Source organism: Amycolatopsis sp. (assembly GCF_035276945.1).
Lineage (GTDB): Bacteria > Actinomycetota > Actinomycetes > Mycobacteriales > Pseudonocardiaceae > Amycolatopsis_E.
This window is the reverse complement of record NZ_DATELF010000003.1, coordinates 1-25,182: the sequence shown is the minus strand read 5'-3', so window position 1 is coordinate 25,182 and position 25,182 is coordinate 1. Positions and strand designations below refer to the sequence as shown.

The following is a 25,182-nucleotide window of genomic DNA, read 5'->3' as shown; positions in this document are numbered from 1 at the left end:
AATGGAGACCCGCGGATCACACCACGTGCAGTCGCTCGAACGCGGCCTGGCGGTGATTCGCGCGTTCAACGCGGGAGCCCCGGAGCCGACACTGTCCGAAGTGGCCCGTGCGACCGGGCTGACCAGAGCCGCGGCCCGGCGGTTCCTGCTCACCCTGGTCGATCTCGGTTACGTCCGCACCGACGGCAAGCACTTCTCGCTCACCGCGCGCGTGCTGGAACTGGGTTATGCCTTCCTGTCCAGCATGACGCTGCCGGAAGTCGCCCAGCCGCATCTGGAGCGGCTGTCGGCGGAGGTGCACGAGTCGAGTTCGGTGTCCGTCCTGGAGGGCACCGACATCGTCTATGTCGCGCGGGTCGCGGTCTCGCGGATCATGACGGTGAGCATCAACGTCGGGACCCGCTTTCCCGCCCACGCCACGTCGATGGGACACGTGCTGCTTGCCGGGCTCGACCCGGACGCCCTTGCCGCGTACTTCGAGCACGCCCGGCTGGACCGGCTCACGTCGCACACGCTCACCTCGCCCGCCTCGCTCCGGGCTGAGCTGGCCAAGGTGCGCGAGCAGGGCTGGGCGCTGGTGGACCAGGAACTCGAGGAGGGCCTGCGCTCGGTGGCGGCCCCGGTCCGGGACCGGCAGGGGATCGTGGTGGCCGCCGTGAACGTGTCGACCCACGCGAGCCGGAACACCCTGGAGTCGGTCCGCGAGGACATGGTGCCGCCGCTGTTCGCCGCCGCCAAACGGATCGAAGCCGACCTCGCCGTCGGCCCGGCCCAGGCCCGCCGTGGCTGACCGCGGGTCGCCCGTCAAGGGACGGTGCGCGGGCTTGTTGCTCGCGGCCGGCGCGGGCAGGCGGTTCGGGCGGCCGAAGGCGCTCGTCGAACTGGACGGGGAGCCGCTGGTGCGGCGCGCGTTGCGGGTGCTGACCGACGGCGGCTGCGAGCCGATCCGGGTCGTGCTCGGCGCGCGGGCCGAAGACGCGCGTGCCCTCCTTCCCGACCCTTCGATCGCGATCGACGCCCCCGACTGGCAGGACGGCATGGGCGCGTCACTGCGTGCTGGTCTCCGGGCGCTTCCCGACGCCGACGCCGTCCTGGTCCACCTTGTCGACCTGCCCGGGGTCGACGCCGGCGTGGTCGCCCGGCTGCGTGCGCTCGCCTCCCCGGAGGTCGTCGCGCGGGCGAGCTATCACGGTAGGCCCGGTCATCCCGTCCTCTTCGGACGCCGCTGGTGGGCCGAGATCGCGGACAGCGCGCGAGGCGACCGCGGCGCCCGGGACTGGCTCGCCGGACGGCAGGACCTGCGCCTCGTCGACTGCTCCGACCTCGGAAGCGGCGCCGACGTCGACACCCCCGCCGACCTGAACCCGTAGTGTGGGCAACTGTGACGGTCAATTCCCCCGAAGAGCTGGCGAAGACGCTGGAGCGCGTGGGCTACCTTGCCGACGACGGCGTGGCGACGGCCGCGTTCCTCGCGCTGCGGATGCGGCGACCGCTGTTCTGCGAAGGCGAACCCGGTACCGGGAAGACTTCGCTGGCGGTGTCTCTCGCCGAGTCACTGGACCTGCCGCTCATCCGGTTGCAGTGCCACGAGGGCATCGACGCCGCGCAGGCGCTCTACGAATGGGACTTCCCGCGTCAGTTGCTGCACCTGCGCGCCCTGGAAGCGGGCAGCGAAACGCTGGACGTGAACGCGGCCGAACAGTCCCTCTACACCGAGCGTTTCCTGCTGGCCCGGCCGCTGCTGCGCGCACTGACCGCGGCCCCCTGCGTGCTGCTGGTCGACGAGATCGACCGCGCCGACGACGAGTTCGAGGCCTTCCTGCTCCAACTGCTCGACGAAAACGCGGTGACCATCCCGGAGTACGGCGAAATCCGGGCCGAACAGCCGCCACTGGTGATCCTCACCTCCAACCGCACCCGCGAGGTCCACGACGCGCTCAAGCGCCGCTGTCTCTACCACTGGCTCGAACATCCGGACCTGTCCCGCGAGGTCGCCATCCTGCGCCGCCGTCTGCCGGGCGTCGGCGAGCGCCTGGCGACGCAGATCGCCGGGGCCGTCCGCCGGCTGCGCGAGCTCGAGCTGCTGAAGCCGCCGGGCATCGCGGAATCCCTCGACTGGGCGCAGGCCCTGCTCGCGCTCGACCGCGACGAACTGGACGCCGAGGCCGCTGCCCGAACCCTGGGCGCCGTCCTCAAGTACAGCGAGGACATCGACCGCGTCCGCGCCAAACTGGACGCCTTGCTGGCTTAGGAAGTGTTTCCAACCGGGCCCTCCGTCGGCGGGGAGGCGCTCGGTCCCGAGTACGCCGAGCAGCTGCAACTTCTCATAGTTCTCGCCGCGTGGCGGTGATCACCAGCAGCGGCTTCTGATCCTCGGTGAACAGCACCTGGCAGTCGACCTCGATCGCGCCGAGCTGGGGATGGACGAGCGTCTTGTGGTCTTCGAAGCGCTTGACGACCTCGTGCCGTTCCCACAACTCGGCGAACTCCGCGCAGGCCGTCCGCCGCGCCCGCACGAGCTCGCCGGCCGAAAAGTAGGCCGGCTCAGGAAACGCCCGGGATTTCGCCGAGCCCGCCTTCGATGAGGTCGAAGGCACGGTCGATGACCGCGACCTGGTCACGCCGGACCTCGTCCCCGTCGGCGCCGTCGAGGATCCGGTTGATCGCGTGCTCGAAGACCGAGCCGGTCGCCGCCGCGATCACGGTCGCCGCGAGTTCGGCGTCCGTGCGGTCGGGAATCTCCTCGGCGAGGACCCGGGCAAGCATGTCCCGGGTTTCGCGGTCCTGCTCGAGGGTGCGGGCGACGAGCGCGGGGCTGGATTTGACGATGAGCCAGAACCCGCGTGCCCCGTCGATCGCCCCGGACAGTGGATGCCCCGTGGCCAGCAGTTCGTGGTGGTAGCGGCGAAGCGTGGCCAGGACGGGTTCCTCGGACGGGCGCTCGCGGATGATCTGCTCCAGCTCCTGGAGCCGGTCCGCGTGCCGGTCGAGGAACAGGTCCTCCTTGCGTGGGAAGTAGTTGAACACCGTCATCTTCGAGACGCCGGCGGCCTCGGCGACCTCGGCCACGGTCACGTTGTCGAACCCGCGCTGGATGAACAGGCCGCTCGCGATGTTCGAGATCATCCGGCGGGTCGCCTGCTTCTTCTGCTCACGTAGTCCCTGTCTCGCCACACGCTAATCCTATACCCGACCGAAACATAGACTCGGTATAAGTTTGCCCCCATGATGGGCGTCATGAACACAGATGTGGTGATCTCCGGGGGCGGGCCGGTCGGCCTGATGCTGGCCTGCGAGCTGTGCCTGGCCGGTGTGGACGTGCTGGTCGTCGAGCGACTGTCCGAAGTGGATCAAACGGTCAGGGTGGGGGGATTCAACCTGCCCACCGCCGAGGCGCTGTACCGGCGCGGCCTGCTGCCCGCGGTGGAGGAGTACAAGCGGCAGGCCTTCGAGCGGATGAAGGCGTTTTTCAAGCAGCAGACCGGCGACGCGCCACCGATGCCGAGGATGGCCGGACATTTCGCCGGGATCATGGTCGGCGCCGCTTGTCGCCGCAGTGGCCGTGTCCAGAAGGGTCCGTGTCCTGTTCGCGTCGCTCGCTGCCAACTTGGGTGGAGCGATGTCCCCGAGGTCACGTGTCTCCTTCCTGTTTCGATCGGCGTGGTCGTGATCATACCGTGGGGTGCGCGTTGTGGCCGGACTCGCCGTGTGCGGTTTCACCGCTCGGGGTCGTGGCCGCGACGCTCCCACCGGCCCCGTCATCCCTGCCCGCGATATGCGGCGGGCAGGAGGCGGCACCGCCCGCCGGATGCCCCCGGGATCAGCGCCCACGCACCCGGAAAGGACGAGGCGTCACAGACCCAGCGGCCACCGGAACCTTTACCCGCAGCACTGCGGAGACAGACCACCTCCGGTTGCGGATCCGCACCGACTCCGGCCGCTACGCTACGCACACGAACATGATCGGAGAGTGGACGCAGCGTATGCGGCAGGCAGGCGTGGCCGGGCGGCTGGTGATCGACACCTACCACCCCGAGGTCGGCCGCTACGGGCACGGCCTGGCGATGAGCGCGGCCGAGGATGTCTTTGTGGCCGACTCGCAGCTCGTGGCTACTGCGCTGCGGGAGCTGCCTGCAGGCGCCGTGCACCCGACCGCCCTGGCCGTGGCGAACATGGTGGGCATCGTGACCGGGTTCGTCGGCGATCTTGCCGAGGCGATGGACTGGCTGGCCGCCCGGCCGGTGCCCTCCACGCCCGCTGTCGACCGGGCGGTGACCGATCAGGCCATCCACCTGGCCACCGACGTCGCCACGGTGCGGGCGATGCCGGGCTGGGCTCCGGCGGTGGGCCACGCCTGGCTGGCCCGCGCCGAGGTGCTGGCCTCCTATCGCAAGCAACTGCCGCCGGAGGCGGACCTTGACCGGGTGGTGGAGTCGCTGCTGCACATGCACCACAACCGGGCGATCGGCATCGACACGGACAGCGAACGCACCTGTCGCCGCCTGGCACGGCAGGCCGCGCTGGCCTGGCGGACACGACAGCAAGGCGGCGAGCAGGGGTGAGGCTGACCGATCCGCTCACACCACCACCCGGGCACGATCCCACGCCGGAGTGGAGCCAGTCGCTGGGCGCCGGGGCGGCCGGGATCGCGCTGCTGCACGTCGCCTACGCCCACAGCGGTGCCGGAGACCAGGGCACCGCCCACCAGTGGGTCACCGCGATGACCCGCCACCCCGTGGTCGCCGACCCGGACGCCTGCGGGCTGTTCCGCGGCGCCCCCGCGGTCGCCTACGTCCTGCGCATCGCCGCGCGGCCCGAATACGCCACCGCGCTGGCCGCCCTCGACGGCCACATCACCGCGCTCACCCGGTGCCGCCTGGACCGGGCCCACCAGCGCATCGAGCGCGGACAGCTGCCCCGGCTGCGTGAGTTCGACCTGATCAACGGGTTGACCGGGATCGGCGTCTACCTGCTGCATGCCCGCCACACCGAGTTGCTGCGCGAGGTCCTGTCCTACCTGGTCCGCCTCACCGAACCGATCACCGTCGACGGCCAGACCGTGCCCGGCTGGTGGACGGGCCACGGGCCCGCCGATCATCCCTCGCCGGACTGGCCGGGCGGTCACGGCAACTTGGGCATGGCACACGGGATCGCCGGGCCGCTGGCGCTGCTGGCCAGCGCGACGCTGGACGGAATCACCGTGCCCGGCCAGACCGACACCATCGACCACCTCGACACCTGGCTGGACGGCTGGCGTTGCGGCACCCCGTCCCGACCGTGGTGGCCCGGCATGATCACCCGCACCGAGTACCGAACCGGCTCTATCGGCCAGCCAGGCCCGCAACGGCCGTCCTGGTGCTACGGAACCCCCGGACTGGCCCGCGCCCGCCAACTGGCAGGCCGCGCACTGGCCGACCCCCCGCGGCGGCGGCGGGCCGAAGCCGCGCTCGCCAGCTGCATCGCCGATGACGCTCAGCTCGCCCGGCTCCGCGACGGCTCGCTGTGCCACGGCTGGGCCGGGCTCGCACACACAGCCTGGCGGGCGGCGGCCGACGCCGGAGCAGACAGCGACATCGCCCGCCTGCTCCCGCCCCTGCTGGCCCGCTGGCGGCAGGAAAACCCGCAACTATCAGACCCCGAGGGGATGCTGGAAGGCGCTGCGGGCGTCGCGCTGGTTCAGCACACCATCACCAGCACCCCGACCAGCGTGAACACCGGCACGCCGCCCGCCGCGCGGTGGGACGCGTGCCTGCTCACCGCACCACCGGCCCTGCAAGAAACACACCTGGAAGGAAGCGCATGACGAGCATGACCAGCAGCGGCCCGGAGGACCTGCGCGACCGCATGGTCGAAAACATCAAACAGGCAGGTCACCTGCGCTCCAGCCGCATCGAGCAGGCGCTGCGCACCGTGCCCCGGCACCGGTTCGTGCCCGAAGCCTCGGCCGAGGACGCCTATGCCAACAAGGCCATCACGATCAAACCCGGCGAGAACCGTCCCGCCAGCTGCGCCTCCGTGCCCACCGTCGTGGCCATGATGCTCGACCAGCTCGACCCCCGACCGGGCGAGAACGTCCTCGAGATCGGCGCCGGCACCGGCTACAACGCCGCCCTCCTGGCCGAACTCGTCGGCGAGCACGGCCAGGTCACCACCATCGACATTCACCCCGACGTCACCGACCACGCCCGCACCGCCCTGAACGAGACCGGTTACGGCCGCGTCCGCGTGCTCACCGGTGACGGCGCACTCGGCGACCTCGAACACGCCCCCTACGACAAGATCATCGTCACGGTCGGGCCGTGGGACCTGCCCGCGGCGTGGTTCGACCAGCTCGCCCCGGGCGGCCGGCTGGTCGTGCCGCTGCACTGGCGCGGTCAGGCCCGCAGCGTCGCCTTCGTCCACGAAGACGCCGTGCTGCGCGCCCACGACAGCCAGCTCTGCGGCTTCATCCCCATGATCGGCATCGTTCCCACCGGGGAACAGACCCGCGACATCACCACCGACGTTGCCCTGTACTGGGATGCCGACCAGCCCATCGACCTGGACGCACTGCGGAACGTCTTCACGGGCACCGACACCACCGTGTGGTCGGGTGCCACGGTGGTGCCCAACGAGCCCTTCGACGGCATCTGGCTGCGCCTGACCGCCACCGAACCCGGCACCTGCCGCCTGGCCGCCGACGACACCGCGCTGGAGGCGGGCGTCTGCACGGCGGCCTTCCCGTACCGCACCCCGGCCCTCGTCGAGGGCGATTCGCTGGCCTACCTCACCAAACCCCGCCCCGTCGAGGACGCGGGCGAGCGCCGGTACGAACTCGGCGCCACCGGCCACGGCCCCGCCGGAGCGACCCTCGCCGAACGGCTGTGCGAGCAGATCCGCGCCTGGGACCGCGACCGCGCCGCCCAACCCACCATCACCGCCTACCCCGCAGACACACCCGACGACGAGCCGGCCCAGGGGCTGGTCGTCACCAAGCAGCAAACCCGGCTCGTGCTGTCCTACTGACCCCGCACAGCCGACCTGGACGGTGCCAGCGACGCCGAGCACATGGTGGTGTGCGGACCGACAGCGAGGGGCCGCACAGCCGGTGTTGGGGCTGGTCCTGGCGCCGCTGACGCCCGGCGAAATCGGCACAGGTAGGTCGGCGCACGTGTGCCGACCTACCTGACGTCCAAATAGGACGCGATCGCAGCGATGATCGCGCCGATGTCCTGGACGGAGACAGGGTTTCTGCTGCCACCGACACGTTGCCGGGGCGGGTGTGGCGTGGGAAGCCCGAGTCGTCGCAGGGTCTCACCCAGGGTCTTGGCGTCCCAGCCGATCCGGTCCGCCAGTTCGGCGGTCGCGATGATCCCGGTTTCCCGGTCGTCGATGGCCTCGGCCAGCAGCGCCAGGACCTCCGGCACCTCCCGATCACCGTTCTCGCCAGGCTCCTCGCTATTGGCGGTGTGGGCTGCCAGTTCGGCCAGGGCCGCGTCGTCGACCGGGTCTGCCGGGGTGTGCCCGGCGGCGTCCCGCCCCAGCGCGAGATCGTCCAACGGTGGTTCCCCAGGTATTTCGCGATGCCCCGAACACCGATCGGCCCCCACTCTCGCAGCAGCCACCGGATGTTCTCCGGCGTCCACCAGCCAGTCTTCGGGTCTTGTCCCCGCTCCGCCGCCTCCAGCGCGCGCCGATGCGCGGCGAACGGTGGCCGGATCACGTCCTGGCAGGCGTCCCGCAGCCGCGTCCACTCGCCCTCCGTGTACGGGGTCAACGGGGTATGGAGCGTGCGGCGTTGCGGGTTGAACGCCCGCCCCTGCACCAGCCCCCACGTCTCCGCCGACAGCACTACGACTTGGTGCTCGTGTGCGGCCTTGAGTAGCCCTCGGGTCGTCTGCTCCGTGACGTGCCCGCAGCCCATCCAGAACTCGGCCAGCCGCGCCCGGCTCAACTGGGCGGCCGAGCCGGTGAAGCCGGCATTGGACAGCCAGGTCACCAGTTTCCGCAGCCCGAATATGTAGTTCCACACGGTGCTCGCGGCGTCGATCCGGCCGTGCGGATGGACCAGGTTAGTCAGGCCCTCCAGCAACTCCTGGCTCAACGTCGGGTTCACTTCGGCGGTTTCGCCGACTTCGGCGGTCACGCGAGTGCCCTTACTGAACAGGCACGACAGCCCCAATGGCTGCTCAAGCAGGGTCGCGGGCATCAGATGTCCTCCAGGTCGTCGTCGAATTCCTCGTTGGCCTCGTGTTCCGCCGCTGCCCGGTCGGCGAGCCCGTGCTTGGCGGCCGACCGGGTGTAGGCGTCGGCGTAGACCCGGGTCATGTCCAGGCGCCGCAGGTACGCCTCGGTGGGCAGCGCGCTGCTGTGACCGAGCAGGTCACGCAGCACCGTCAGCGGGTCGCACTTGGTCAGATACAGCGCCAAGGCGCTGTCGCCGCGCGTTGCCAGCTCCGCCTGCGCGACCTGCTCGTAGTGGCCACCGACAAGCCGTTCCAGGGTCTGTATCGCGAACGTGTGACGTAGCCGATGCGCATGGACATGCGGGAACCGGGGCTCGAACCGTTCGCGGATGCGCTGGGAGGTCCGCTCGAACAAGCAGGGGGTGTCTTTCGAAAAAAGGATCGGCGGGGTGTCGATCCCCGGATTTTCCGTTCGACCCAGGGGTGAGAGGGTCGCCACAGAGGGACCCGGACAAACAGGGAGAAACCAGCGATGAAGTTCATGCTGATCATGCGTGCGACCGACGAAGCCTTCTCGAAGATGATGGGCATCGACTTCAACGAGATGCTCGAAACCGTCGGCAAGTACAACGACGAGATGATCCGGGCCGGCGTGCTGGTCGCCGCGGAGGGACTCGACGACGCCGCCGAGGGCGTGGTGGTCGACCACTCGTCCGAGCCGCCCGTGGTGACCGACGGCCCGTACGGCGAGACGAAGGAGCTGTTCGGCGGGTTCTACATCCTGAACGTGGCATCGAAGGAAGAGGCCGTCGAGTGGGCCAAGCGTTCGCCGATGACCGGCCCGGGCTTCAGGACCGAGATCCGCCGGGTCGCCACGATCGACGAGTTCCCGCAGGACAACGAGTGGGTCCAGAAGGAGCGGGCGTGGCGCGAGGCCACCGGCCAGCTCTGAGCGGATCGACCAGGAGATGTCCGGTCCGACCGGCCGTGAGGCCGTCGCCGCCGTCTGGCGCATCGAGTCCGCCCGGATCGTCGGTGCGCTCGCGCGGCACACCAGCGACTTCGCGCTGGCCGAGGATCTCGCCCAGGAGGCGCTGGCCGAGGCACTCGTGACCTGGCCGCGTGACGGTGTACCCCGCAGCCCCGCGGCGTGGTTGCTCACCGTCGGCCGGCGTCGCGCGATCGACGCGTTCCGACGGCGCTCTGCCCTTGACGAGAGGTACGCCGCCCTCGCCCACGACCTGGGCGAGGGCGGCGTCGCCTCGGGGAGCGTGCCCGCCGATCCGGCCCGGGGGGCCGAGGACGTGCTGTGGGATCCGGACCAGATCGACGACGACGTGCTCGCGTTGATGTTCATCTCCTGCCATCCCGTGCTGTCGCGGGAGGCGAGGGTCGCGCTCACCCTGCGAGTGGTCGGCGGTCTGACGAGCGACGAGATCGCCAAGGCCTTCCTCGTCCCGACCGCCACCGTGCAGGCCCGGATCACCCGCGCGAAGAAGACCCTGGGGGCGGCCCGGGTGCCGTTCCGGGTGCCGCCGGCCGAGGAGCGGGCCGAGCGGCTCGGCTCGGTGCTCAGCGTGGTCTACCTGATCTTCACCGAAGGGTCCTCGGCCAGTTCCGGTGACGATCTGATCCGGCTCGACCTCGCGAGCGAGGCGCGACGCCTCGCCCGGGTGCTGGCCCGGCTGGTGCCGGACGAGCCCGAGGTCAACGGCCTGCTGTCGCTGCTCGAGCTGACCGCGGCGCGGTTCCCCGCGCGCACCGGACCGGACGGCGAGCCGGTGCTGCTGGAGCACCAGGACCGCCGCCGCTGGGATCGCGCCGCGATCCGCCGGGGACGAGCGGCACTGGCACGCGCGGAGCAGGTCGGCCGGGGACTGGGCGCCTATGGCTTACAGGCGGCGATCGCCGAATGCCATGCCATCGCCGGGTCGGTCGAGGCGACGAACTGGGAGCGCATCGTGCTCCTTTACGAGGCCCTCGGCCGGCTCGCGCCGTCACCCGTGGTCGACCTCAACCGGGCGGTGGCGGTCTCCATGGCCCAGGGACCGGCCGCCGCCCTGCCGATCGTGGACGAGCTGGTGACCGCCGAGGCACTGCCGAACTCGCACCTGCTGCCGACCGTTCGCGGGGAACTGCTCGCCCGTCTGGGACGCACCGGCGAGGCGCGCGCCGAGCTGGAGCTCGCGGCCCGGCTGTGCGGCAACGCGCGCGAGCGGGCGGTGCTGGAGCGCAAGCTCGCCGACCTCGGCTGATTAAAGGCGGCGATCACGGCGGGGCCGGGCCGAGGTGGCTCGCCGGTGCCGGTCACCGGGGGCTGTACCCGCAGGCGACAAGAGCGTAGCCGAGAGCACCGGCGAAAGTGAGGAACAATGGAAAGGTGACGACCCCTGATCCGTTGCCGAGCCTCGTCGGTTTCGCGACCGCCCTGCGCGAAGCCGGGCTGCCGTGCGGGCCGCAGCGGGTGCAGGCCTATCTCGACGCCGTCGAGCGGGTGGATGTCGCCGAAACCGGCCAGCTGTACTGGGCGGGCCGGGTCACGCTCTGCGCCGACCCCGACGATCTGCCGCGCTATGACAGCGCTTTCGCCCAGTGGTTCGCCGCGGCCACCCCCGAGCCGAAGCCGGCCACGGTCCGCCGCGAGCAGCAGGCCAGGGTCGCCGCGATGGCGGAGGAGCTCGCCGAGGGCGGCGATGCCGAGGGCGGGTCCGACGAACTGCGGGTGGCCGCGACCGACGTCGAAGTGCTGCGGCACCGCGATCTCTCCGAGCTGACCTCGGCCGAGCGGCGGCATCTGCGGGAGCTGCTCGCCGTGCTGCGGCCCGAACTGCCGACCAGGCGATCGCAGCGGCAGCGCCCGGCCCGGCGCGGCTCGCTCGACCCCGACCGGACCTTGCGCGCGATGCTGGCGGGCGGGGGCGAGCTGGTCCGGCCGGCGCACCGGCATGCGTCTCGTCGCCTGCGGCGTGTCGTACTGCTGCTGGACGTCTCCGGCTCGATGAGCCCCTACGCGGACGCGCTGCTCCGGTTCGCCCACGTCGTGGTCCGGCGCGCCCCGGCCGACGTGGAGGTGTTCACCCTCGGCACCCGGCTGACCAGGGTCTCCCGGCAGTTACGGCAGCGGGACCCGGAACGCGCGATGCTCGCCGCCGGGGAAGCCGTCGCGGACTTCGCGGGCGGCACCCGGCTCGGCGAAACGCTGCGGGTGTTCCTGGACCGGTGGGGGCAGCGCGGGGTCGCGCGGCGCGCGGTGGTCACGGTGTTTTCCGACGGCTGGGAGCGCGGCGACCCGAGCCTGCTCGGCGAGCAGCTGGCCAGGATGCGGCGCCTGGCGCATGCCGTGTTCTGGGTGAACCCGCACGCGGGCCACGACGGCTACGCCCCGGTGCAGTCGGGCATCGCGGCGGCGCTCCCGCATATCGATCGTCTGCTGGCCGGTCACAGCCTGGCCACTTTGGAACGACTGTTGGTGGAGATACGCGATGCATGACGTGCTGGACGAGCTGTACAAGCGCTGGGCCGACGGCGAGGCGGTCGGCCTGGGCACCGTGGTGTCCACCTTCTCCTCGGCGCCCCGAGCCCCGGGCGCCGCGATGCTGGTCGGCGCGGACGGTGAGGTGGTGGGCAGCGTCTCCGGCGGGTGCGTCGAGGGCGCGGTCTACGAGCTGGCGCAGGAGGTCGTGGCGGACCGGAAGCCGGTGCTCCAGCGCTACGGCGTCAGCGACGACGACGCGTTCGCGGTCGGCCTGACCTGCGGCGGGATCATCGACATCTACGTCGAGCGGATCGACCGGCAGACCCTGCCCGAGCTGGCGGAGGTGGTCGACTCCGTCCACAGGGGACAGCCGGTGGCGGTGGTCACCGTGGTCGAGCACATCGACCCCGCCCGCGTCGGGCGGCACATGATCGTGTGGCCGGACCGCACCGCGGGCAGTCTCGGCACCGACCGCATCGATGATGCCGTCGTCGACGACGCCCGCGGGCTGCTCGCCACCGGGCGCACCGGAACGCTGCATTACGGTCTCGAAGGCGAGCGCCGCGGCGAGGGCATGTCCGTCTTCGTCAACTCCTTCGAGCCGCCGCCACGGATGCTGGTGTTCGGCGCGATCGACTTCGCCGCCGCGATGGCGCGCATGGGCTCTTATTTGGGCTACCAGGTGACGGTGTGCGACGCGCGGCCGGTTTTCGCCACGGCGAGCCGGTTCCCCGACGCGGACGAGGTGGTCGTGGACTGGCCACACCGGTACCTCAAGGCCGAAGCCGAGGCGGGCCGGATCGACCGGCGCACGGCGGTCGCCGTGCTCACCCACGACCCGAAGTTCGACGTGCCCCTGCTGGAGGTCGCACTCCGGCTGGACGTCGGTTACGTCGGCGCCATGGGTTCCCGCCGCACCCACGACGACCGGCTGGCACGCCTGCGCGAGGCCGGTTTGACGGAGGAGGAACTGTCCCGCCTGGCTTCCCCGATCGGCCTCGACCTGGGTGCCCGCACACCCGAGGAGACCGCGGTGTCGATCGCCGCCGAGATCATCGCCCTGCGCTGGGGCGGTGGCGGGCGCCGCCTCAGCGACCTCTCCGGCCGCATCCACGCGTAGGACCGTTTTGAAGTGGTTCGCGTGGCGGTGCGGGCAGGAAACCTGCGCCCGCCCGCTCACCGCCACGAGTGGTGGGTTCGTACGTGTACGAATGGCCCGTTCGTCGATCATTGATCCGCGGATGCGGTGATAACCAGTCCACTGGTGACGCACTTGCGGAGTGGGGCGGAAGCGCTCGTCCACTCGGACTTGTCCCTGGGCGCCATAAGGAGCAGGCTCGGTATGAAGCCGATCACGCTCCATCCAGGAGGCCTGATGCGTATCACCGTCACTGTCGACGGAACCCAGTACACCGATGAGGTCGAACCCCGAACGTTACTCGTGCACTATCTGCGGGACAAACTCGGGAAAGTCGGTACCGTCATCGGCTGCGACACCAGCAACTGCGGGGCCTGCACCGTTCACCTCGACGGGCACAGTGTGAAGTCCTGTTCGGTGCTCGCCGTGCAGGCCGACGGCTGCGAGATCACCACGATCGAAGGTCTGGCCCGCGACGGCCAGTTGCACCCGGTGCAACAGGCGTTCCACGACAACCACGCGCTGCAATGCGGCTTCTGCACCCCCGGCATGATCATGCAGGCCATCGACCTGCTCGCGGACAACCCCGATCCGGACGAGAAGGCGGTCCGCGAGGGCCTGGAAGGCAACCTGTGCCGCTGCACCGGTTACCAGAACATCGTGCGCGCGGTGCGGGACGCCGCCCGTCACATGAGCCCCGGCGCGGGACCCGAGGCCGAGCGGGTGACCGAGCCCGAGGCCACGCGCGCCCCGAGCGGGGTCGGAGGCGAGTGAAATGACCGCGACCATCGAACCCGAGGTGGGCAAGGCCCGCACTCGTAAAGAGGACGCCCGGCTGATCACGGGCCGGACCCGCTGGACGGACAACATCACGCTGCCCGGGATGTTGCACATCGCCGTGCTGCGCAGCCCGTTCGCGCACGCCCGGATCAACTCGATCGACACGACCGAGGCGAGGGGCATGCCGGGGGTCGAAGCCGTCTACACGGCCGCCGATCTCGACCCCGACGGCGCGATCGGGCTGCCGTGCGCTTGGCCGGTCACGCCGGACATGAAGCATCCGCGCCGCCCGGTGCTCGCCGACAAGCAGGTCAACTTCGCGGGCGAGGGCGTCGCCGCCGTGGTCGCCCGGAGCGTGGCCGAGGCGCGTGACGCGCTCGAGGGGATCGACGTCGACTACGACGAGCTGCCGGTCGTGCTCGGCTTGGAGAACGCGCTCGCGGAAGCCGCCCCACTGGTCCATGAGGACCTGGGCACCAACCGCAACGCCCTGTGGGTGTTCGACTCCGGCGAAGCCGGCACCGGCGGCAGCGTCGAAGAAGCCATCAACACCGGCGAGGTCGTGCTCAAGCGCCGGTTCCGCCAGCAACGGCTGGTGCCGGCATTCATGGAGCCCCGGTCGTGCGTGGTGGACCCGACCAGCGCGCAGATCACCATGTGGTCGGCGACCCAGATCCCGCACATCCTCAAGACCATGGCGGCGCTCACCCTCGGCATCCCCGAGCACAAGCTGCGGGTGATCGCGCCGGATGTGGGCGGCGGCTTCGGCGGCAAGATCGCCGTGCTGCCGGAGGAGGCGCTGGCCCTGCTCGTGGCGCTGAAGCTGGGCAAGCCGGTGAAGTGGACCGAGACCCGCTCGGAGACCATGCAAACCGCGCACCACGGCCGTGACCAGATCCAGGACATCACCATCAGCGCCAACCGCGACGGTACGGTCACCGGGCTCAAGGTCGAACTGCTCGCCGACATGGGTGCCTACCTGGGCCTGGTCGGGCCGGGCGTGCCGATCCTCGGCGCGTTCATGTTCAACGCGATCTACAAGATCCCGGCCTACCACTTCGCCTGCACGAACGTGTTCACCAACACCACGCTCACCGACGCCTACCGCGGCGCCGGCAGGCCGGAGGCCACCTTCGGCATCGAGCGGATGATGGACGAGCTCGCCGCCGAGATCGGCATGGACCCGCTCGAACTGCGGGAGAGGAACTGGATCAAGCACGAGGAGTTCCCGTTCACCACCGTGTCCGGGCTGACCTACGACTCGGGCAACTACGAGGCCGCCACGGAGAAGGCCAAGCAGCTGTTCGACTACGACGGGCTTCGCCGCGAGCAGGCCGAACGCCGGGAGCGCAATGATCCGGTCCAGCTCGGCATCGGCATCTCGACCTTCACCGAGATGTGCGGGCTCGCGCCGTCGCGGGTGCTCGGTTCGCTCGACTACGGTGCCGGCGGCTGGGAGCACGCGGCGATCCGCATGCTGCCCACCGGCAAGGTCGAGGTGATCACCGGATCCTCCGCGCACGGTCAGGGCCACGAGACGGCGTGGAGCCAGATCGTGGCCGACCAGCTCGGCGTGCCGTTCGAGGACGTCGAGGTGCTCCACGGCGACACCCAGTCCTCGCACAAGGGCCTGGACACCTACGGGTCGCGGTCGCTGGCCGTCGGCGGGATCGCGGTGGTCAAGGCGGCGGACAAGGTGATCGCCAAGGCGCGCACCATCGCCGCCCACCTGATGGAATGCTCGCCGGACGACCTCGAGTTCGAGCAGGGCAAGTTCACCGTGCGGGGCACCGACAAGTCGACCACGATCCAGGATGTCGTGTTCGCGACCTTCATGGCGCACAACCTGCCGGAGGGCGTCGAGCCGTCGGTCGACTCGGAGGCGGTCTACGACCCGGAGAACTTCTCGTTCCCGCACGGCACGCACCTGTGCGCGGCCGAAGTGGACACCGAGACCGGGCGCGTCCAGTTGCGGTCCTACGTGTCGGTGGACGACGTCGGGGCCGTGGTGAACCCGCTGATCGTGGAGGGCCAGGTGCACGGCGGGCTCGCCCAGGGCATCGCGCAGGCCCTGTTCGAGGAGGCCGTGTTCAACGAGAGCGGCACGCTTACCACCGGCACGTTCGCCGACTACCTGCTGCCGTCGGCGGCCGATCTGCCGTCCTTCACCACCGACCGGACGGAGACGCCGTCGACCACGAACCCCTTGGGCGTCAAGGGAGTCGGCGAGGCGGGCACCATCGCCTCCACCCCGGCGGTGGTCAACGCGGTGGTGGACGCGATCCGGCACCTGGGCGTCAACGACGTCGAGATGCCGTGCTCGCCGATGCGGGTCTGGTCCGCGATCCACCGCGGCCGGACCGGCGCGGGCGGCCTCGGCGCCGAAGCAGGCGGTGGGCTGGGTTCGATCGACGCTACTGGAGGTGCACAGTGATTCCCGCTGCCTTCGACTACATCGCTCCGTCCACAGTGGACGAAGCGGTGCAGGCACTGGCCGACGCGGGGGAGGACGCCAAGGTGCTGGCCGGCGGGCAGAGCCTGCTGCCGGTGCTGCGGATGCGGCTGGCCGCTCCGTCGAAGATCGTCGACCTGGGCCGGATCGCCGAGCTGCGCGGCGTCCGGGACGAGGGAGACCACCTCGCCATCGGCGCCATGACCACGCACTACGACGTTCAGCGCGACCACCTGATCGCCGAGCACGCCGCGCTACTGGCCAAGGCAACCGACACGGTGGCCGACCCGCAGGTCCGGCACCGCGGCACCTTCGGCGGGTCGATCGCACACGCCGATCCGGCGGGCGACCTGCTCGCCCCGGCGCTCGCGCTGGACGCGGAAATGGTTATCGCGGGCATGGACGGGCGGCGTACCGTCCCGGCCGCGGAGTTCTTCCAGGACTTCTTCACCACGGCACTCGCGCCGGAAGAAATCCTGGTCGAGGTGCGGGTGCCGAAGTTCACCGGTTGGCGCGCGCACTACGAGAAGTTCAACCGGGTCGCGCAGGCCTGGTCGATCGTCGCGGTGGCGGCGGCCGTCCGGGTCGAGGGCGACACGATCGCCGAGGCCAGGGTCGGGCTCACGAACATGGCCTCGACCCCGGTCCGGGCCACGGCGGTGGAGCAGGCGCTGGTCGGCCAGCCGGCGACCGCGGAGGCCATCCGCTCGGCGGCCGAGCACGCCGCCGAGGGCACCGCGCCCACCCCGGACTCGAACGCCGACGTCGAGTACCGCCAGGAGCTCTCCCGGGTGCTCACCGCGCGGGCGGTTTCCGCCGCTCTCACCGGTTAGGAGCCGTTGGACGCCAGTAAGGTGACCTTAAGGCAGATACGTCATTCGAAACGCGCGACGGGTACCTGGTGACGGAGAGCAACGGTGGGTCCGCACACGGGTTTTGACTGACGCTGAAAAGTTCGGCAGAAGGGAGGTCGGGCCGTGCGGCTTGACCATGAGTTCACCGTTCCGGCATCGCCTGAGCATGTCTGGCAGGCCGTCACCGACCCGCAGCGCGTGGCGCCGTGCATGCCGGGGGCGACGCTGACCAAGGTCGAGGGCGAGACCTTCACCGGCACGGTGAAGGTCAAGCTCGGTCCGATCTCCCTGCTCTACAAGGGGTCCGGGGAGTTCCTGGAGGCCGACGAGGCGGCTCGCAAGATCGTCATCAAGGCCTCCGGCAAGGACGCCCGCGGCGCGGGCACGGCGGCCGCCACGGTGACCGTGACGCTGGCCGAGGAGAACGGTGGCACGAAGGGCGCGGTGGCCACCGACCTGAACGTCACCGGCCGCCCCGCCCAGTTCGGCCGCGGCATGATCTCCGAGGTCGGCGGCAAGATCCTCGACCAGTTCGCGTCCAACCTGGCGGAGCAGTTGCAGCAGCCCGCGGCGGCGGCCGAACCGGCGGAGGCAGCGGCGGAGCCCGGAGCGGCGGCGGAAGAGCCGGCGAAACCCAAGCTTGAGGCCGTGAAGCCGGCGCCCCGGCAGGAGGCCGAGGCCATCGACCTGTTCGACTACGCGGGCACTTCGATCGCCAAGCGCCTCGCGCCGGTACTCGCCGGTGTCGTGGCCTTCCTCGGCGTGCTGGCGATCATCCGCGCCATTCGTCGCCGGTAGGAGTGGGTTCTCCCACATCCCGGGAAAGATCGGGCCCGGCGGCGGGTTGTACGGGGTGTGCGGAGCGAGACCGACGTGGTGGTGATCGGCGCGGGGCAGGCCGGTCTGTCGGCCGCGTATTTCCTGCGCCGAGCCGGGTTCCGGAACGGGTCCGGGTTCGTGGTGCTCGATCACGGCAAGCGGCCCGGCGGGGCGTGGCAGTACCGCTGGCCGTCGCTGACGCTGGGCAAGGTGCATGGCATTCACGACCTGCCCGGCATGCCGTTCGGCACGCCCGACCCGGACCTGCCCGCCGCCGAGGCCGTGCCCGCGTACTTCGGCCGGTTCGAGAAGACCTTCGACCTGCCCGTGTCGCGCCCGGTGGACGCACGTTCGGTGAGCCGCGCGGACGACCGTCTCCTGGTGGAGAGCGTGACGGACGCGTGGGCCGCCCGCGCGGTGATCAACGCGACCGGAACCTGGGACAAACCGTTCTGGCCCCACTATCCGGGACAGGAGACCTTCGCCGGGCGCCAGCTGCACACCGCCGACTACCAGGGAGCGGAGGAGTTCCGGGACCGCGAGGTGATCGTGGTCGGCGGCGGCACCTCGGCCGTGCAACTGCTCTTGGAGATCGCCGAGGTCGCCAGCGGCACCACCTGGGTGACCCGTCGCCCGCCGGTGTTCCGTGAAGAGGAGTTCACGCCCGAGTACGGTCGCGCGGCCGTCGCGAAGGTCGAGCGCCGGGTCCGGGACGGTTTGCCGCCGGGCAGCGTGGTCAGCGTGACGGACCTGATGCTGACGCCGGAGGTCCGCCGCGCCCGCGAGCGCGGGATCATGGACCGCAGGCCGATGTTCGCCCGGATCGCTCCTCGTGGCGTGGTCTGGCCCGACGGCGCCGAGCAACACGCCGACGTCATCCTGTGGGCCACCGGTTTCCGCGCCGCCCTTGACCACCTCGCCCCCTTGGGGCTGCGTGAGCCGGGCGGCGGCATCCGCCTGGACGGCAGCCGCGTGGTGGCCGAGCCGCGCCTGCACCTGATCGGCTACGGCCCGTCCGCCAGTACCATCGGCGCCAACCGGGCGGGCCGCGCGGCCGCCCACGAGATCCGGCACCTGCTCAAGTAGCTTCGACCACGACCGGATCGCCGAGGCGAACGTGGCCGGGCGCCATCGTGGAGCCGTGGACACCCAGGCACATGTCGTGCTCGCGGGCGATGGCGCGCAGCACCGAGGGGTCCCGGCGGGCGGTGTCGGGGTCGATGTTGACGATCACGCAACGCCTGTCCCGGCGGTCCACGCGCAGGCGCAGGTCTTTGATCCGCAGCACGTAGCCGATCCAGGACTCCTCGGCCGATTCCGTTTCGACGAGCAGGTTGGGCCGGAAGCGCCGGACGTCCAAGCTGCCGACGCTGTTCGTGGTGATCAGGGAAAGCGGGCTGGTGTCGAAAATTCCTCGATCCTGTTTCCGCACACGGACGTCGCCGAGTTCGGCGGCCAGTTCCGGGTCGGTCACATCATGCACCTCGCCGGAAGGCGAACGCACCAGCACGGCCGAGGTGTCCGGCTTTTCCGGCGTGGAGAAGAACGGTTCATAGTGCCACAAGTCGTTGCGCTGCCGGATGGTCAGCCAGGGGAATCCGCTGCGCACTTTCCCCCGCGGACGAAGGCCCAGCGCCGGTCCCCGGCCAGGCCGTGCCAGGACAGCCAGGCCTCCTCGAGCGGCTCGGCGGCCATTGGATTTGACGGGGTAACGCCACAACCCGGCGACCCGGCCGATTTCGCGACGCATCGATCCGCCTCCTTCTCCGCAGAAGAAGGCGCCCTTGACGTGTCGAGCGTGGCGGACCGTGGTCCGTCGCAGCGCCTCTCGACCCGTTCGACCGTATCAAATCGGCAGCCGGAAAACTCTCCGCGCGTTGCCGCCCAAGTACAGTTCGCGAGCCTCGGGGCCCAGTTGGAGCTCGCCGAGCCGTTTCAGACAGGTGCCGGCACCCAGCATCGGGTAGTTGCTGCCGAACAGCACCCGGGTCCGGCCCCGGCCGCGCATGAATTCGATCAGTTCGGCAGGCAGACGATGAACCACATAGGCCGAGGTGTCGATGTGGAAGTTCGGATACTTGCTCGCCAGAGACAGCACTTCGGCCATCCACGGATAACCGACGTGCCCGCCGACCACGACCAGTTCGGGAAAGTCCAGCAGCACCTCGTCCAGGTACGGAATGGGGCGGCCGGGTTCCGAGGGCCGTAGCGGGCCGGTGTGCCCGATCTGGGTGCAGAACGGCACGTCCTCCTCGACACAGGTGACAAAGATGGGGTAGTACCGCCGGTCGTTGGGCGGGAGATTCCACAACCAGGGCACGACGCGCACCCCCACGAATCCCAGGTCCCGCGCGCACCGCCGGATGTCGCGCACGGCCCGCACGGGGTCCGCCAGGTCCACCGCCGCGATCCCGGCGAACCGGTCCGGGTGGGTGGCGACGATCGCGGCAACCTCGTCGTTGGAGATCAGCACGCCGGAAGGGGAGTGCCAGGCGGACAGCAGACCCATCCGCACCCCGGCCTCGTCCATGGCGTCGAGCGTGGCCGAAAGCGGCGGCGCCAGCAGGGACATGCCTGTCCAGCGCAGCAGCGGTTCGAGCCAGGGCTGCGCCATAAAGATTTCGTTGGGCTGCTGCATCCACACGTCGATGACTTCGTCCGGCATGGGCCTCCCCTTCCTCGGCAAACCTACCGCCTTGACAGGGTTGCCCAATGGATCAATAGTGGTCCATTGACGGCTGACGGGGCACGCGGAAAGGTTGGCGGATGACCGACGCCAAGGGCATGCTCACCATCGACGAGCTCCGTGAACTGTCCGATTCGGGCGCCGTGGACACGGTGCTCGTCGCGATGACCGACATGCAGGGCAGGCTGCAGGGCAAGCGCTGCGCCGCCCGGTACTTCCTCGACGAGGTCGTCCCGCACGCCGCCGAAGCGTGCGACTACCTGCTCGCCGTCGACGTGGACATGAACACCGTGGCCGGCTACGAGATGTCGTCCTGGGAGCGTGGCTACGGCGACTTCGTGCTCCGCCCGGACCTGTCCACGCTGCGGCACGTGCCGTGGCACGAGGGCACCGTGCTGGTGCTCTGCGATGTCGAGCGGGTACAGGGTGGTGACGTTCCCGCGTCTCCCCGGCAGGTGCTGCGCCGCCAGCTCGACCGGCTGGCCGAACGCGGGCTGGCCGCCTACGTCGGCACCGAGCTGGAGTTCATCGTCTTCGGGGACACCTACGAGCAGGCCTGGCAGCGCGGTTACCGCGAGCTGACCCCGGCCAACCAGTACAACGTGGACTATTCGATGCTCGGCACCGCCCGCCTGGAGCCGCTGCTGAGGCGCATTCGGAACGACATGGCGGGCGCCGGCCTGTATGTCGAGTCGGCCAAGGGCGAGTGCAACCCGGGCCAGCACGAGATCGCCTTCCGGTACACCGAAGCTCTGTCCACTTGCGACAACCACAGCATCTACAAGACCGGTGCCAAGGAGATCGCCGCGCAGGAGGGCAGGAGCCTGACCTTCATGGCGAAGTACAACGAGCGCGAGGGCAACTCCTGCCACATCCACATCAGCCTCCGCGCAGGCGACGGCGACGCCGTGCTGGCCGGCGGCCGGCCGGGTGGGTTCTCCGAGCTGATGGAGCATTTCCTCGCCGGGCAGCTGGCCTGCCTGCGCGAGCTGACCTACTTCCTCGCGCCGAACATCAACTCGTACAAGCGGTTCGCGCCGGGCAGCTTCGCGCCGACGGCCGTCGCCTGGGGCACCGACAACCGCACCTGCGCGCTGCGCGTGGTCGGGCACGGCGAGTCGCTACGGGTGGAGAACCGGGTACCGGGCGGCGACGTCAACCCCTATCTCGCGGTGGCCGCGCTGGTCGCCGCCGGGCTGCACGGCATCGAAAACGAACTGCCGCTCGAGCCCGAGTTCATCGGAAACGCCTACGACTCGGACAAGCCGACCGTCCCGAGCACCCTCCGCGAGGCGGCCGGGCTGCTGGCGGAGAGCAAGGTGGCGCGCAAGGCCTTCGGCGACGACGTGATCGAGCATTACCTCAACGCCGCCAGGGTCGAACTGGCCGCCTTCGACGCCGCCGTCACCGATTGGGAGCGTATCCGTGGCTTCGAACGCCTCTGACAAGCAGTCTTCTCCGCGGCCCCGCGCGAGGCCTCCGGCTTCGGGCACGCTCACCGCTCACCCTGGGAGCCGCGCGAATCTTCTGCGTCCCAAGCCCCGCATTGGCATCTCCACCTACGTCGAGCAGGCGAAGTGGGGAGTGTGGGGGACCGCCGCCGCACTGCTGCCCATGTCCTATGTGGACTGTGTGGTGGCGGCAGGTGGTGTGCCGGTACTGCTGCCGTCCATGGGTGAGGACACTTCGGTACTGTCCGCCGTGGACGCTCTGGTGCTCGCCGGTGGTGCGGACATCGACCCCGCCTGCTACGGCCGGGCCGCGCACGAGAAGACGATCAGCAGGCCCGAACGCGACGCGTTCGAGTTCGCGCTCCTGCGCGAGGCCCTGCGGCGGCGCCTGCCCGTGCTGGGGGTGTGCCGGGGAATGCAGGTGCTCAACGTCGCCTTCGGTGGCACGCTCACCCAGCACCTGCCCGACGTGGTGGGCACCGAGCACCAACCCGCTCCGGCGACCTACGGTCCCAACCGCGTCACCGTCGCGGAAGGCAGCCGGGCGGCCGGAATCCTGGGCAGTGAAGCGAAAATCCAGTGCTACCACCATCAGGCGGTGGACCGGCTCGGCGATGGCCTCGCCGCGGTGGCCTGGGCGCCGGACGGCGTCGTCGAGGCCGTCGAACTGCCCGGCGAGGACTTCGTGCTGGGCGTGCAATGGCATCCCGAACAGGACGACGGGACCGCGCCCGCCGGCGCCGGAGACCCGCGGCTGTTCGCTGCGCTGGTGGGAGAGGCTCGATGACGAAACTGATCAACCCGGCGACCGAGGAGGTCATCCGGGAGGTTCCGCTCGCCTCCGTGGCGGAAGTGGACGAGGCCATCGCGAAGGCGCAGGCGGCCCTGCCCGCTTGGCGAGTCGTCGCCCCGGGCGACCGTGCCAGGCTGCTGCGCCGGTTCGCCGACGCGGTCGACGCCGATCTCGAAAATCTCGCGCGGCTCGAAGTCGTCAACTCCGGGCACCCGATCGGCAACGCGCGCTGGGAGGCGGGCAACGTCCGCGACGTGCTGCACTACTACGCCGCCGCGCCGGAACGTCTGCTCGGGCAGCAGATCCCCGTGCCGGGCGGGGTCGACGTCACCTTTCACGAACCGCTCGGCGTGGTCGGCGTGATCGTGCCGTGGAACTTCCCGATGCCCATCGCGGCCTGGGGTTTCGCCCCCGCGCTCGCCGCGGGCAACACCGTGGTGCTCAAACCGGCCGAACTGACCCCACTCACCGCCCTGCGCCTGGCCGAACTCGCCCGGGAAGCCGGTGTCCCCGAAGACGTCTTCCAGGTCCTGCCGGGTCAGGGAGCGGTGGTGGGGCAGCGTTTCGTGACCCATCCGGCCGTGCGCAAGGTGGTGTTCACCGGCTCCACCGCGGTCGGCAAGCAGATCATGGCCGGTTGTGCGGACCAGGTGAAGCGGGTGACCTTGGAGTTGGGCGGCAAGAGCGCCAACATCGTCTTCGCCGACGCCGACCTTGAGCGCGCGGCGGCCACCGCCCCCTACGGCGTCTTCGACAACGCGGGTCAGGACTGTTGTTCCCGATCGCGGATCCTCGTGCAGGAATCGGTCTACGACCGGTTCATGGAGCTGCTCGAGCCTGCCGTCAACGGTGTGGTCGTGGGCGATCCCGGTACGGAGGGCACCGAGATGGGGCCGTTGATTTCCGCTCAGCACAAGGCGAAGGTGTCGTCTTACGTCACCGGCGAGACGCCCGTCGCGTTTCGCGGCAGCGCTCCCGAAGGCCCCGGTTTCTGGTTCCCGCCGACCGTGGTGACCCCGAGGTCGCTCGCCGATCCGCTGGTCACAGCGGAGATCTTCGGTCCCGTGGTGGCCGTCGTCCGTTCACCGACGAGGCCGACGCGATCCGTCTCGCCAACGACACCGAGTACGGGCTGTCCGGGTCCATCTGGACCTCCGACGTGGGGCGGGCACTGCGGGTCTCCCGGGCGGTCGAGGCGGGCAACCTGTCGGTCAACTCGCACTCGTCGGTGCGCTACTGGACCCCGTTCGGCGGCTTCAAGCAGTCCGGCCTCGGCCGCGAACTCGGTCCCGACGCCGCGGCGGCCTTCACTGAAACGAAAAACGTGTTCATCAATACGGACGCGGTGGAATAGGCGAGACAAGCATTTCTGATGAGAGGGACACCCGGTACGGGGCGGGGAGGCGGGCCGCCGACGCGGTCGACCGGCAGTTGACGACAGAGTCACGGCCTGGCTACCCGCCCCCGCGGGTTGCATGAAAATGGAGGTTTGAATGCAGCGTTTCGACGGGCGCGTAACCGTGATCACCGGCGGCGGCAGCGGAATCGGTCTCGCCACCGCGCGGCGGCTGGCGAGCGAGGGCGCCAAGGTGGTGATCGCCGACGTCGACGAGGTGGCCGGGAAGGCCGCCGCCGCCGAGGTGAACGGCGAGTTCGCCGCCACCGACGTGACCAGTGAGAGCCAGGTCGAGGCACTGTTCCAGTCCACTGTGGACTCATTCGGCTCGCTGGACGTCGCGTTCAACAACGCCGGGATCTCGCCGCCTGAGGACGACTCGATCCTGGTCACCGGCATCGACGCGTGGCGGAAGGTCCAGGAGGTCAACCTCACGTCGGTGTATCTGTGCTGCAAGTACGCCATCCCGCACATGCGGCGGCAGGGCAGGGGCTCGATCGTCAACACCGCGTCCTTCGTGGCCGTGATGGGCGCGGCGACCTCGCAGATCTCCTACACGGCGTCCAAGGGTGGGGTGCTGGCCATGACCCGCGAACTCGGCGTGCAGTTCGCGCGCGAGGGCATCCGGGTCAACGCGCTCTGCCCGGGGCCGGTCAACACGCCGTTGCTGCGGGAGCTGTTCGCCAAGGACCCGGAACGCGCGGCGCGGCGGCTGGTGCACGTGCCGCTGGGCCGGTTCGCCGAACCGGAGGAGATCGCCGCCGCCGTCGCCTTCCTGGCCAGCGACGACTCCTCCTTCGTCAACGCCACCGACTTCCTGGTGGACGGCGGAATCGCGGGCGCGTACGTCACGCCCCTGTAGGGACGAAACGGTACGGTCCACGCGTATGCGACCCCTTCTCGCGTGGACCCTGGCCGCGGCCGCCGCCCTGGCGGCCGCGCCCACCGCCCACCCCGTCTCCGCACCCTCGAACTGCCCCCGCCTGACCGGCACTTGGTACGGCGACAACCGCGCCCGCCTCCAGCAGGTGATCGACGAGCGCGGTACCTGCTCAGGAGCCGGCGGCCACCCGGTCGCCGTCTTCGACTGGGACAACACCGTCACCAAGAACGACGTCACCGACGCCACCCTCTCCTGGGTCCTCAGACACGACGGGCTCCTGCGTCCGGTCC

The 25,182-nt window shown here is 70.2% G+C and carries 25 protein-coding genes and 2 pseudogenes; 21 read left to right on the top strand and 6 right to left on the bottom strand.

Going from position 1 to position 25,182, the window contains the following annotated elements:
* Nucleotide 1: 1 nt before the first annotated feature.
* From VJT49_RS00170 to VJT49_RS00160, 3 genes are read left to right on the top strand one after another with little or no spacing between them, the layout of a single operon-like run.
* The gene (locus VJT49_RS00170; protein WP_324161852.1) at nt 2-790 is read left to right on the top strand and encodes an IclR family transcriptional regulator; all 789 of its coding nucleotides are present in this window, start codon (nt 2-4) and stop codon (nt 788-790) included.
* A 37-nt stretch (nt 791-827) separates the two neighbouring features.
* Nucleotides 828-1,370: a nucleotidyltransferase family protein gene (locus tag VJT49_RS00165; protein WP_324162024.1), complete on the top strand. Its 543-nt coding sequence runs from the start codon at nt 828-830 to the stop codon at nt 1,368-1,370.
* An 11-nt stretch (nt 1,371-1,381) separates the two neighbouring features.
* Entirely contained in the window at nt 1,382-2,251 is an 870-nt protein-coding gene (locus tag VJT49_RS00160) for a MoxR family ATPase (RefSeq protein ID WP_324161850.1), read from the top strand.
* Between the two features lie 73 nt (nt 2,252-2,324).
* Here the strand turns inward: VJT49_RS00160 and VJT49_RS00155 are convergent, their stop codons facing one another.
* Entirely contained in the window at nt 2,325-2,516 is a 192-nt protein-coding gene (locus VJT49_RS00155) for a hypothetical protein (RefSeq protein WP_324161848.1), read from the bottom strand.
* A gap of 28 nt (nt 2,517-2,544) precedes the next feature.
* Nucleotides 2,545-3,174, bottom strand: a complete 630-nt coding sequence (locus tag VJT49_RS00150; RefSeq protein WP_324161846.1) for a TetR/AcrR family transcriptional regulator — start codon at nt 3,172-3,174, stop codon at nt 2,545-2,547.
* Nucleotides 3,175-3,237: 63 nt separating this feature from the next.
* Here VJT49_RS00150 and VJT49_RS00145 point away from each other — a divergent pair, with 63 nt between their 5' ends.
* From VJT49_RS00145 to fxlM, 4 genes are read left to right on the top strand one after another with little or no spacing between them, the layout of a single operon-like run.
* The gene (locus VJT49_RS00145; RefSeq protein ID WP_324161844.1) at nt 3,238-3,963 is read left to right on the top strand and encodes an FAD-dependent oxidoreductase; all 726 of its coding nucleotides are present in this window, start codon (nt 3,238-3,240) and stop codon (nt 3,961-3,963) included.
* Nucleotides 3,915-4,562 (top strand): thiopeptide-type bacteriocin biosynthesis protein, encoded by a 648-nt coding sequence (locus VJT49_RS00140; protein WP_324161842.1) that lies wholly within the window; start codon nt 3,915-3,917, stop codon nt 4,560-4,562. The genes VJT49_RS00145 and VJT49_RS00140 overlap by 49 nt, the downstream gene beginning before the upstream one ends.
* Complete coding sequence (locus VJT49_RS00135; RefSeq protein WP_324161840.1) at nt 4,559-5,803, top strand: lanthionine synthetase C family protein; 1,245 nt, start codon at nt 4,559-4,561, stop codon at nt 5,801-5,803. The genes VJT49_RS00140 and VJT49_RS00135 overlap by 4 nt, the downstream gene beginning before the upstream one ends.
* Nucleotides 5,800-7,005, top strand: coding sequence for a methyltransferase, FxLD system (fxlM, locus tag VJT49_RS00130; protein WP_324161838.1), 1,206 nt, complete (start codon nt 5,800-5,802; stop codon nt 7,003-7,005). Before VJT49_RS00135 ends, fxlM begins: the two co-directional genes overlap by 4 nt.
* A gap of 155 nt (nt 7,006-7,160) precedes the next feature.
* Here the strand turns inward: fxlM and VJT49_RS00125 are convergent, their stop codons facing one another.
* Together VJT49_RS00125 and VJT49_RS00120 are read right to left on the bottom strand one after the other, a co-directional pair.
* Entirely contained in the window at nt 7,161-7,538 is a 378-nt protein-coding gene (locus tag VJT49_RS00125) for a hypothetical protein (RefSeq protein ID WP_324161836.1), read from the bottom strand.
* A gap of 649 nt (nt 7,539-8,187) precedes the next feature.
* Nucleotides 8,188-8,580 carry a hypothetical protein gene (locus VJT49_RS00120; protein WP_324161834.1) on the bottom strand — a complete coding sequence of 131 codons (393 nt, stop codon included), beginning with the start codon at nt 8,578-8,580 and terminating at the stop codon, nt 8,188-8,190.
* 117 nt (nt 8,581-8,697) lie between these two features.
* Here VJT49_RS00120 and VJT49_RS00115 point away from each other — a divergent pair, with 117 nt between their 5' ends.
* The 9 genes from VJT49_RS00115 to VJT49_RS00075 all read left to right on the top strand — a co-directional run bounded on the left by VJT49_RS00115 (nt 8,698) and on the right by VJT49_RS00075 (nt 18,769).
* On the top strand, nt 8,698-9,117 hold the full coding sequence (locus tag VJT49_RS00115) for a YciI family protein (protein ID WP_324161832.1): 420 nt from the start codon (nt 8,698-8,700) through the stop codon (nt 9,115-9,117).
* Nucleotides 9,118-9,133: 16 nt separating this feature from the next.
* Nucleotides 9,134-10,420 carry an RNA polymerase sigma factor gene (locus tag VJT49_RS00110; protein WP_324161830.1) on the top strand — a complete coding sequence of 429 codons (1,287 nt, stop codon included), beginning with the start codon at nt 9,134-9,136 and terminating at the stop codon, nt 10,418-10,420.
* Between the two features lie 125 nt (nt 10,421-10,545).
* Nucleotides 10,546-11,655 carry a vWA domain-containing protein gene (locus VJT49_RS00105; RefSeq protein ID WP_324161828.1) on the top strand — a complete coding sequence of 370 codons (1,110 nt, stop codon included), beginning with the start codon at nt 10,546-10,548 and terminating at the stop codon, nt 11,653-11,655.
* Complete coding sequence (locus VJT49_RS00100; protein ID WP_324161826.1) at nt 11,648-12,760, top strand: XdhC/CoxI family protein; 1,113 nt, start codon at nt 11,648-11,650, stop codon at nt 12,758-12,760. The genes VJT49_RS00105 and VJT49_RS00100 overlap by 8 nt, the downstream gene beginning before the upstream one ends.
* 255 nt (nt 12,761-13,015) lie before the next feature.
* Nucleotides 13,016-13,552, top strand: coding sequence for a (2Fe-2S)-binding protein (locus VJT49_RS00095; RefSeq protein ID WP_324161825.1), 537 nt, complete (start codon nt 13,016-13,018; stop codon nt 13,550-13,552).
* Between the two features lies 1 nt (nt 13,553).
* The gene (locus VJT49_RS00090; protein ID WP_324161823.1) at nt 13,554-15,992 is read left to right on the top strand and encodes a xanthine dehydrogenase family protein molybdopterin-binding subunit; all 2,439 of its coding nucleotides are present in this window, start codon (nt 13,554-13,556) and stop codon (nt 15,990-15,992) included.
* Nucleotides 15,989-16,843, top strand: a complete 855-nt coding sequence (locus VJT49_RS00085) for a xanthine dehydrogenase family protein subunit M (protein ID WP_324161821.1) — start codon at nt 15,989-15,991, stop codon at nt 16,841-16,843. Before VJT49_RS00090 ends, VJT49_RS00085 begins: the two co-directional genes overlap by 4 nt.
* Nucleotides 16,844-16,987: 144 nt before the next feature.
* Nucleotides 16,988-17,662: an SRPBCC family protein gene (locus VJT49_RS00080; protein WP_324161819.1), complete on the top strand. Its 675-nt coding sequence runs from the start codon at nt 16,988-16,990 to the stop codon at nt 17,660-17,662.
* Between the two features lie 57 nt (nt 17,663-17,719).
* Complete coding sequence (locus VJT49_RS00075) at nt 17,720-18,769, top strand: NAD(P)-binding domain-containing protein (RefSeq protein ID WP_324161817.1); 1,050 nt, start codon at nt 17,720-17,722, stop codon at nt 18,767-18,769.
* Here VJT49_RS00075 and VJT49_RS00070 read toward each other — a convergent pair.
* Nucleotides 18,762-19,433 carry an MOSC domain-containing protein gene (locus VJT49_RS00070; protein ID WP_324161815.1) on the bottom strand — a complete coding sequence of 224 codons (672 nt, stop codon included), beginning with the start codon at nt 19,431-19,433 and terminating at the stop codon, nt 18,762-18,764. The genes VJT49_RS00075 and VJT49_RS00070 overlap by 8 nt on opposite strands.
* A 96-nt stretch (nt 19,434-19,529) precedes the next feature.
* On the bottom strand, nt 19,530-20,348 hold the full coding sequence (locus VJT49_RS00065) for an amidohydrolase family protein (RefSeq protein WP_324161813.1): 819 nt from the start codon (nt 20,346-20,348) through the stop codon (nt 19,530-19,532).
* 101 nt (nt 20,349-20,449) lie between these two features.
* On the opposite strand from VJT49_RS00065, the gene VJT49_RS00060 reads away from it, so the two are divergent.
* The 5 genes and pseudogenes from VJT49_RS00060 to VJT49_RS00040 all read left to right on the top strand — a co-directional run.
* Nucleotides 20,450-21,814 carry a glutamine synthetase family protein gene (locus VJT49_RS00060; RefSeq protein ID WP_324161811.1) on the top strand — a complete coding sequence of 455 codons (1,365 nt, stop codon included), beginning with the start codon at nt 20,450-20,452 and terminating at the stop codon, nt 21,812-21,814.
* 82 nt (nt 21,815-21,896) lie between these two features.
* The gene (locus VJT49_RS00055; protein WP_324162023.1) at nt 21,897-22,607 is read left to right on the top strand and encodes a gamma-glutamyl-gamma-aminobutyrate hydrolase family protein; all 711 of its coding nucleotides are present in this window, start codon (nt 21,897-21,899) and stop codon (nt 22,605-22,607) included.
* Nucleotides 22,604-23,967 (top strand): annotated as a pseudogene (locus tag VJT49_RS00050) (aldehyde dehydrogenase family protein). Before VJT49_RS00055 ends, VJT49_RS00050 begins: the two are co-directional and overlap by 4 nt.
* Before the next feature lie 139 nt (nt 23,968-24,106).
* Nucleotides 24,107-24,871, top strand: a complete 765-nt coding sequence (locus tag VJT49_RS00045) for a 3-oxoacyl-ACP reductase (RefSeq protein WP_324161810.1) — start codon at nt 24,107-24,109, stop codon at nt 24,869-24,871.
* Between the two features lie 25 nt (nt 24,872-24,896).
* Nucleotides 24,897-25,182 (top strand): annotated as a pseudogene (locus VJT49_RS00040) (haloacid dehalogenase-like hydrolase); the annotation flags it as partial.

What these genes read in the sequence shown, in the direction of transcription:
- VJT49_RS00065 (WP_324161813.1), bottom strand. Translation starts at nt 20,348, where the DNA reads ATGCCGGACGAAGTCATCGACGTGTGGATGCAGCAGCCCAACGAAATC.
- VJT49_RS00100 (WP_324161826.1), top strand. Translation starts at nt 11,648, where the DNA reads ATGCATGACGTGCTGGACGAGCTGTACAAGCGCTGGGCCGACGGCGAG.
- VJT49_RS00145 (WP_324161844.1), top strand. Translation starts at nt 3,238, where the DNA reads ATGAACACAGATGTGGTGATCTCCGGGGGCGGGCCGGTCGGCCTGATG.
- VJT49_RS00095 (WP_324161825.1), top strand. Translation starts at nt 13,016, where the DNA reads ATGCGTATCACCGTCACTGTCGACGGAACCCAGTACACCGATGAGGTC.
- VJT49_RS00060 (WP_324161811.1), top strand. Translation starts at nt 20,450, where the DNA reads ATGACCGACGCCAAGGGCATGCTCACCATCGACGAGCTCCGTGAACTG.
- VJT49_RS00090 (WP_324161823.1), top strand. Translation starts at nt 13,554, where the DNA reads ATGACCGCGACCATCGAACCCGAGGTGGGCAAGGCCCGCACTCGTAAA.
- VJT49_RS00170 (WP_324161852.1), top strand. Translation starts at nt 2, where the DNA reads ATGGAGACCCGCGGATCACACCACGTGCAGTCGCTCGAACGCGGCCTG.
- VJT49_RS00110 (WP_324161830.1), top strand. Translation starts at nt 9,134, where the DNA reads ATGTCCGGTCCGACCGGCCGTGAGGCCGTCGCCGCCGTCTGGCGCATC.
- VJT49_RS00045 (WP_324161810.1), top strand. Translation starts at nt 24,107, where the DNA reads ATGCAGCGTTTCGACGGGCGCGTAACCGTGATCACCGGCGGCGGCAGC.
- VJT49_RS00115 (WP_324161832.1), top strand. Translation starts at nt 8,698, where the DNA reads ATGAAGTTCATGCTGATCATGCGTGCGACCGACGAAGCCTTCTCGAAG.
- VJT49_RS00070 (WP_324161815.1), bottom strand. Translation starts at nt 19,433, where the DNA reads ATGCGTCGCGAAATCGGCCGGGTCGCCGGGTTGTGGCGTTACCCCGTC.
- fxlM (WP_324161838.1), top strand. Translation starts at nt 5,800, where the DNA reads ATGACGAGCATGACCAGCAGCGGCCCGGAGGACCTGCGCGACCGCATG.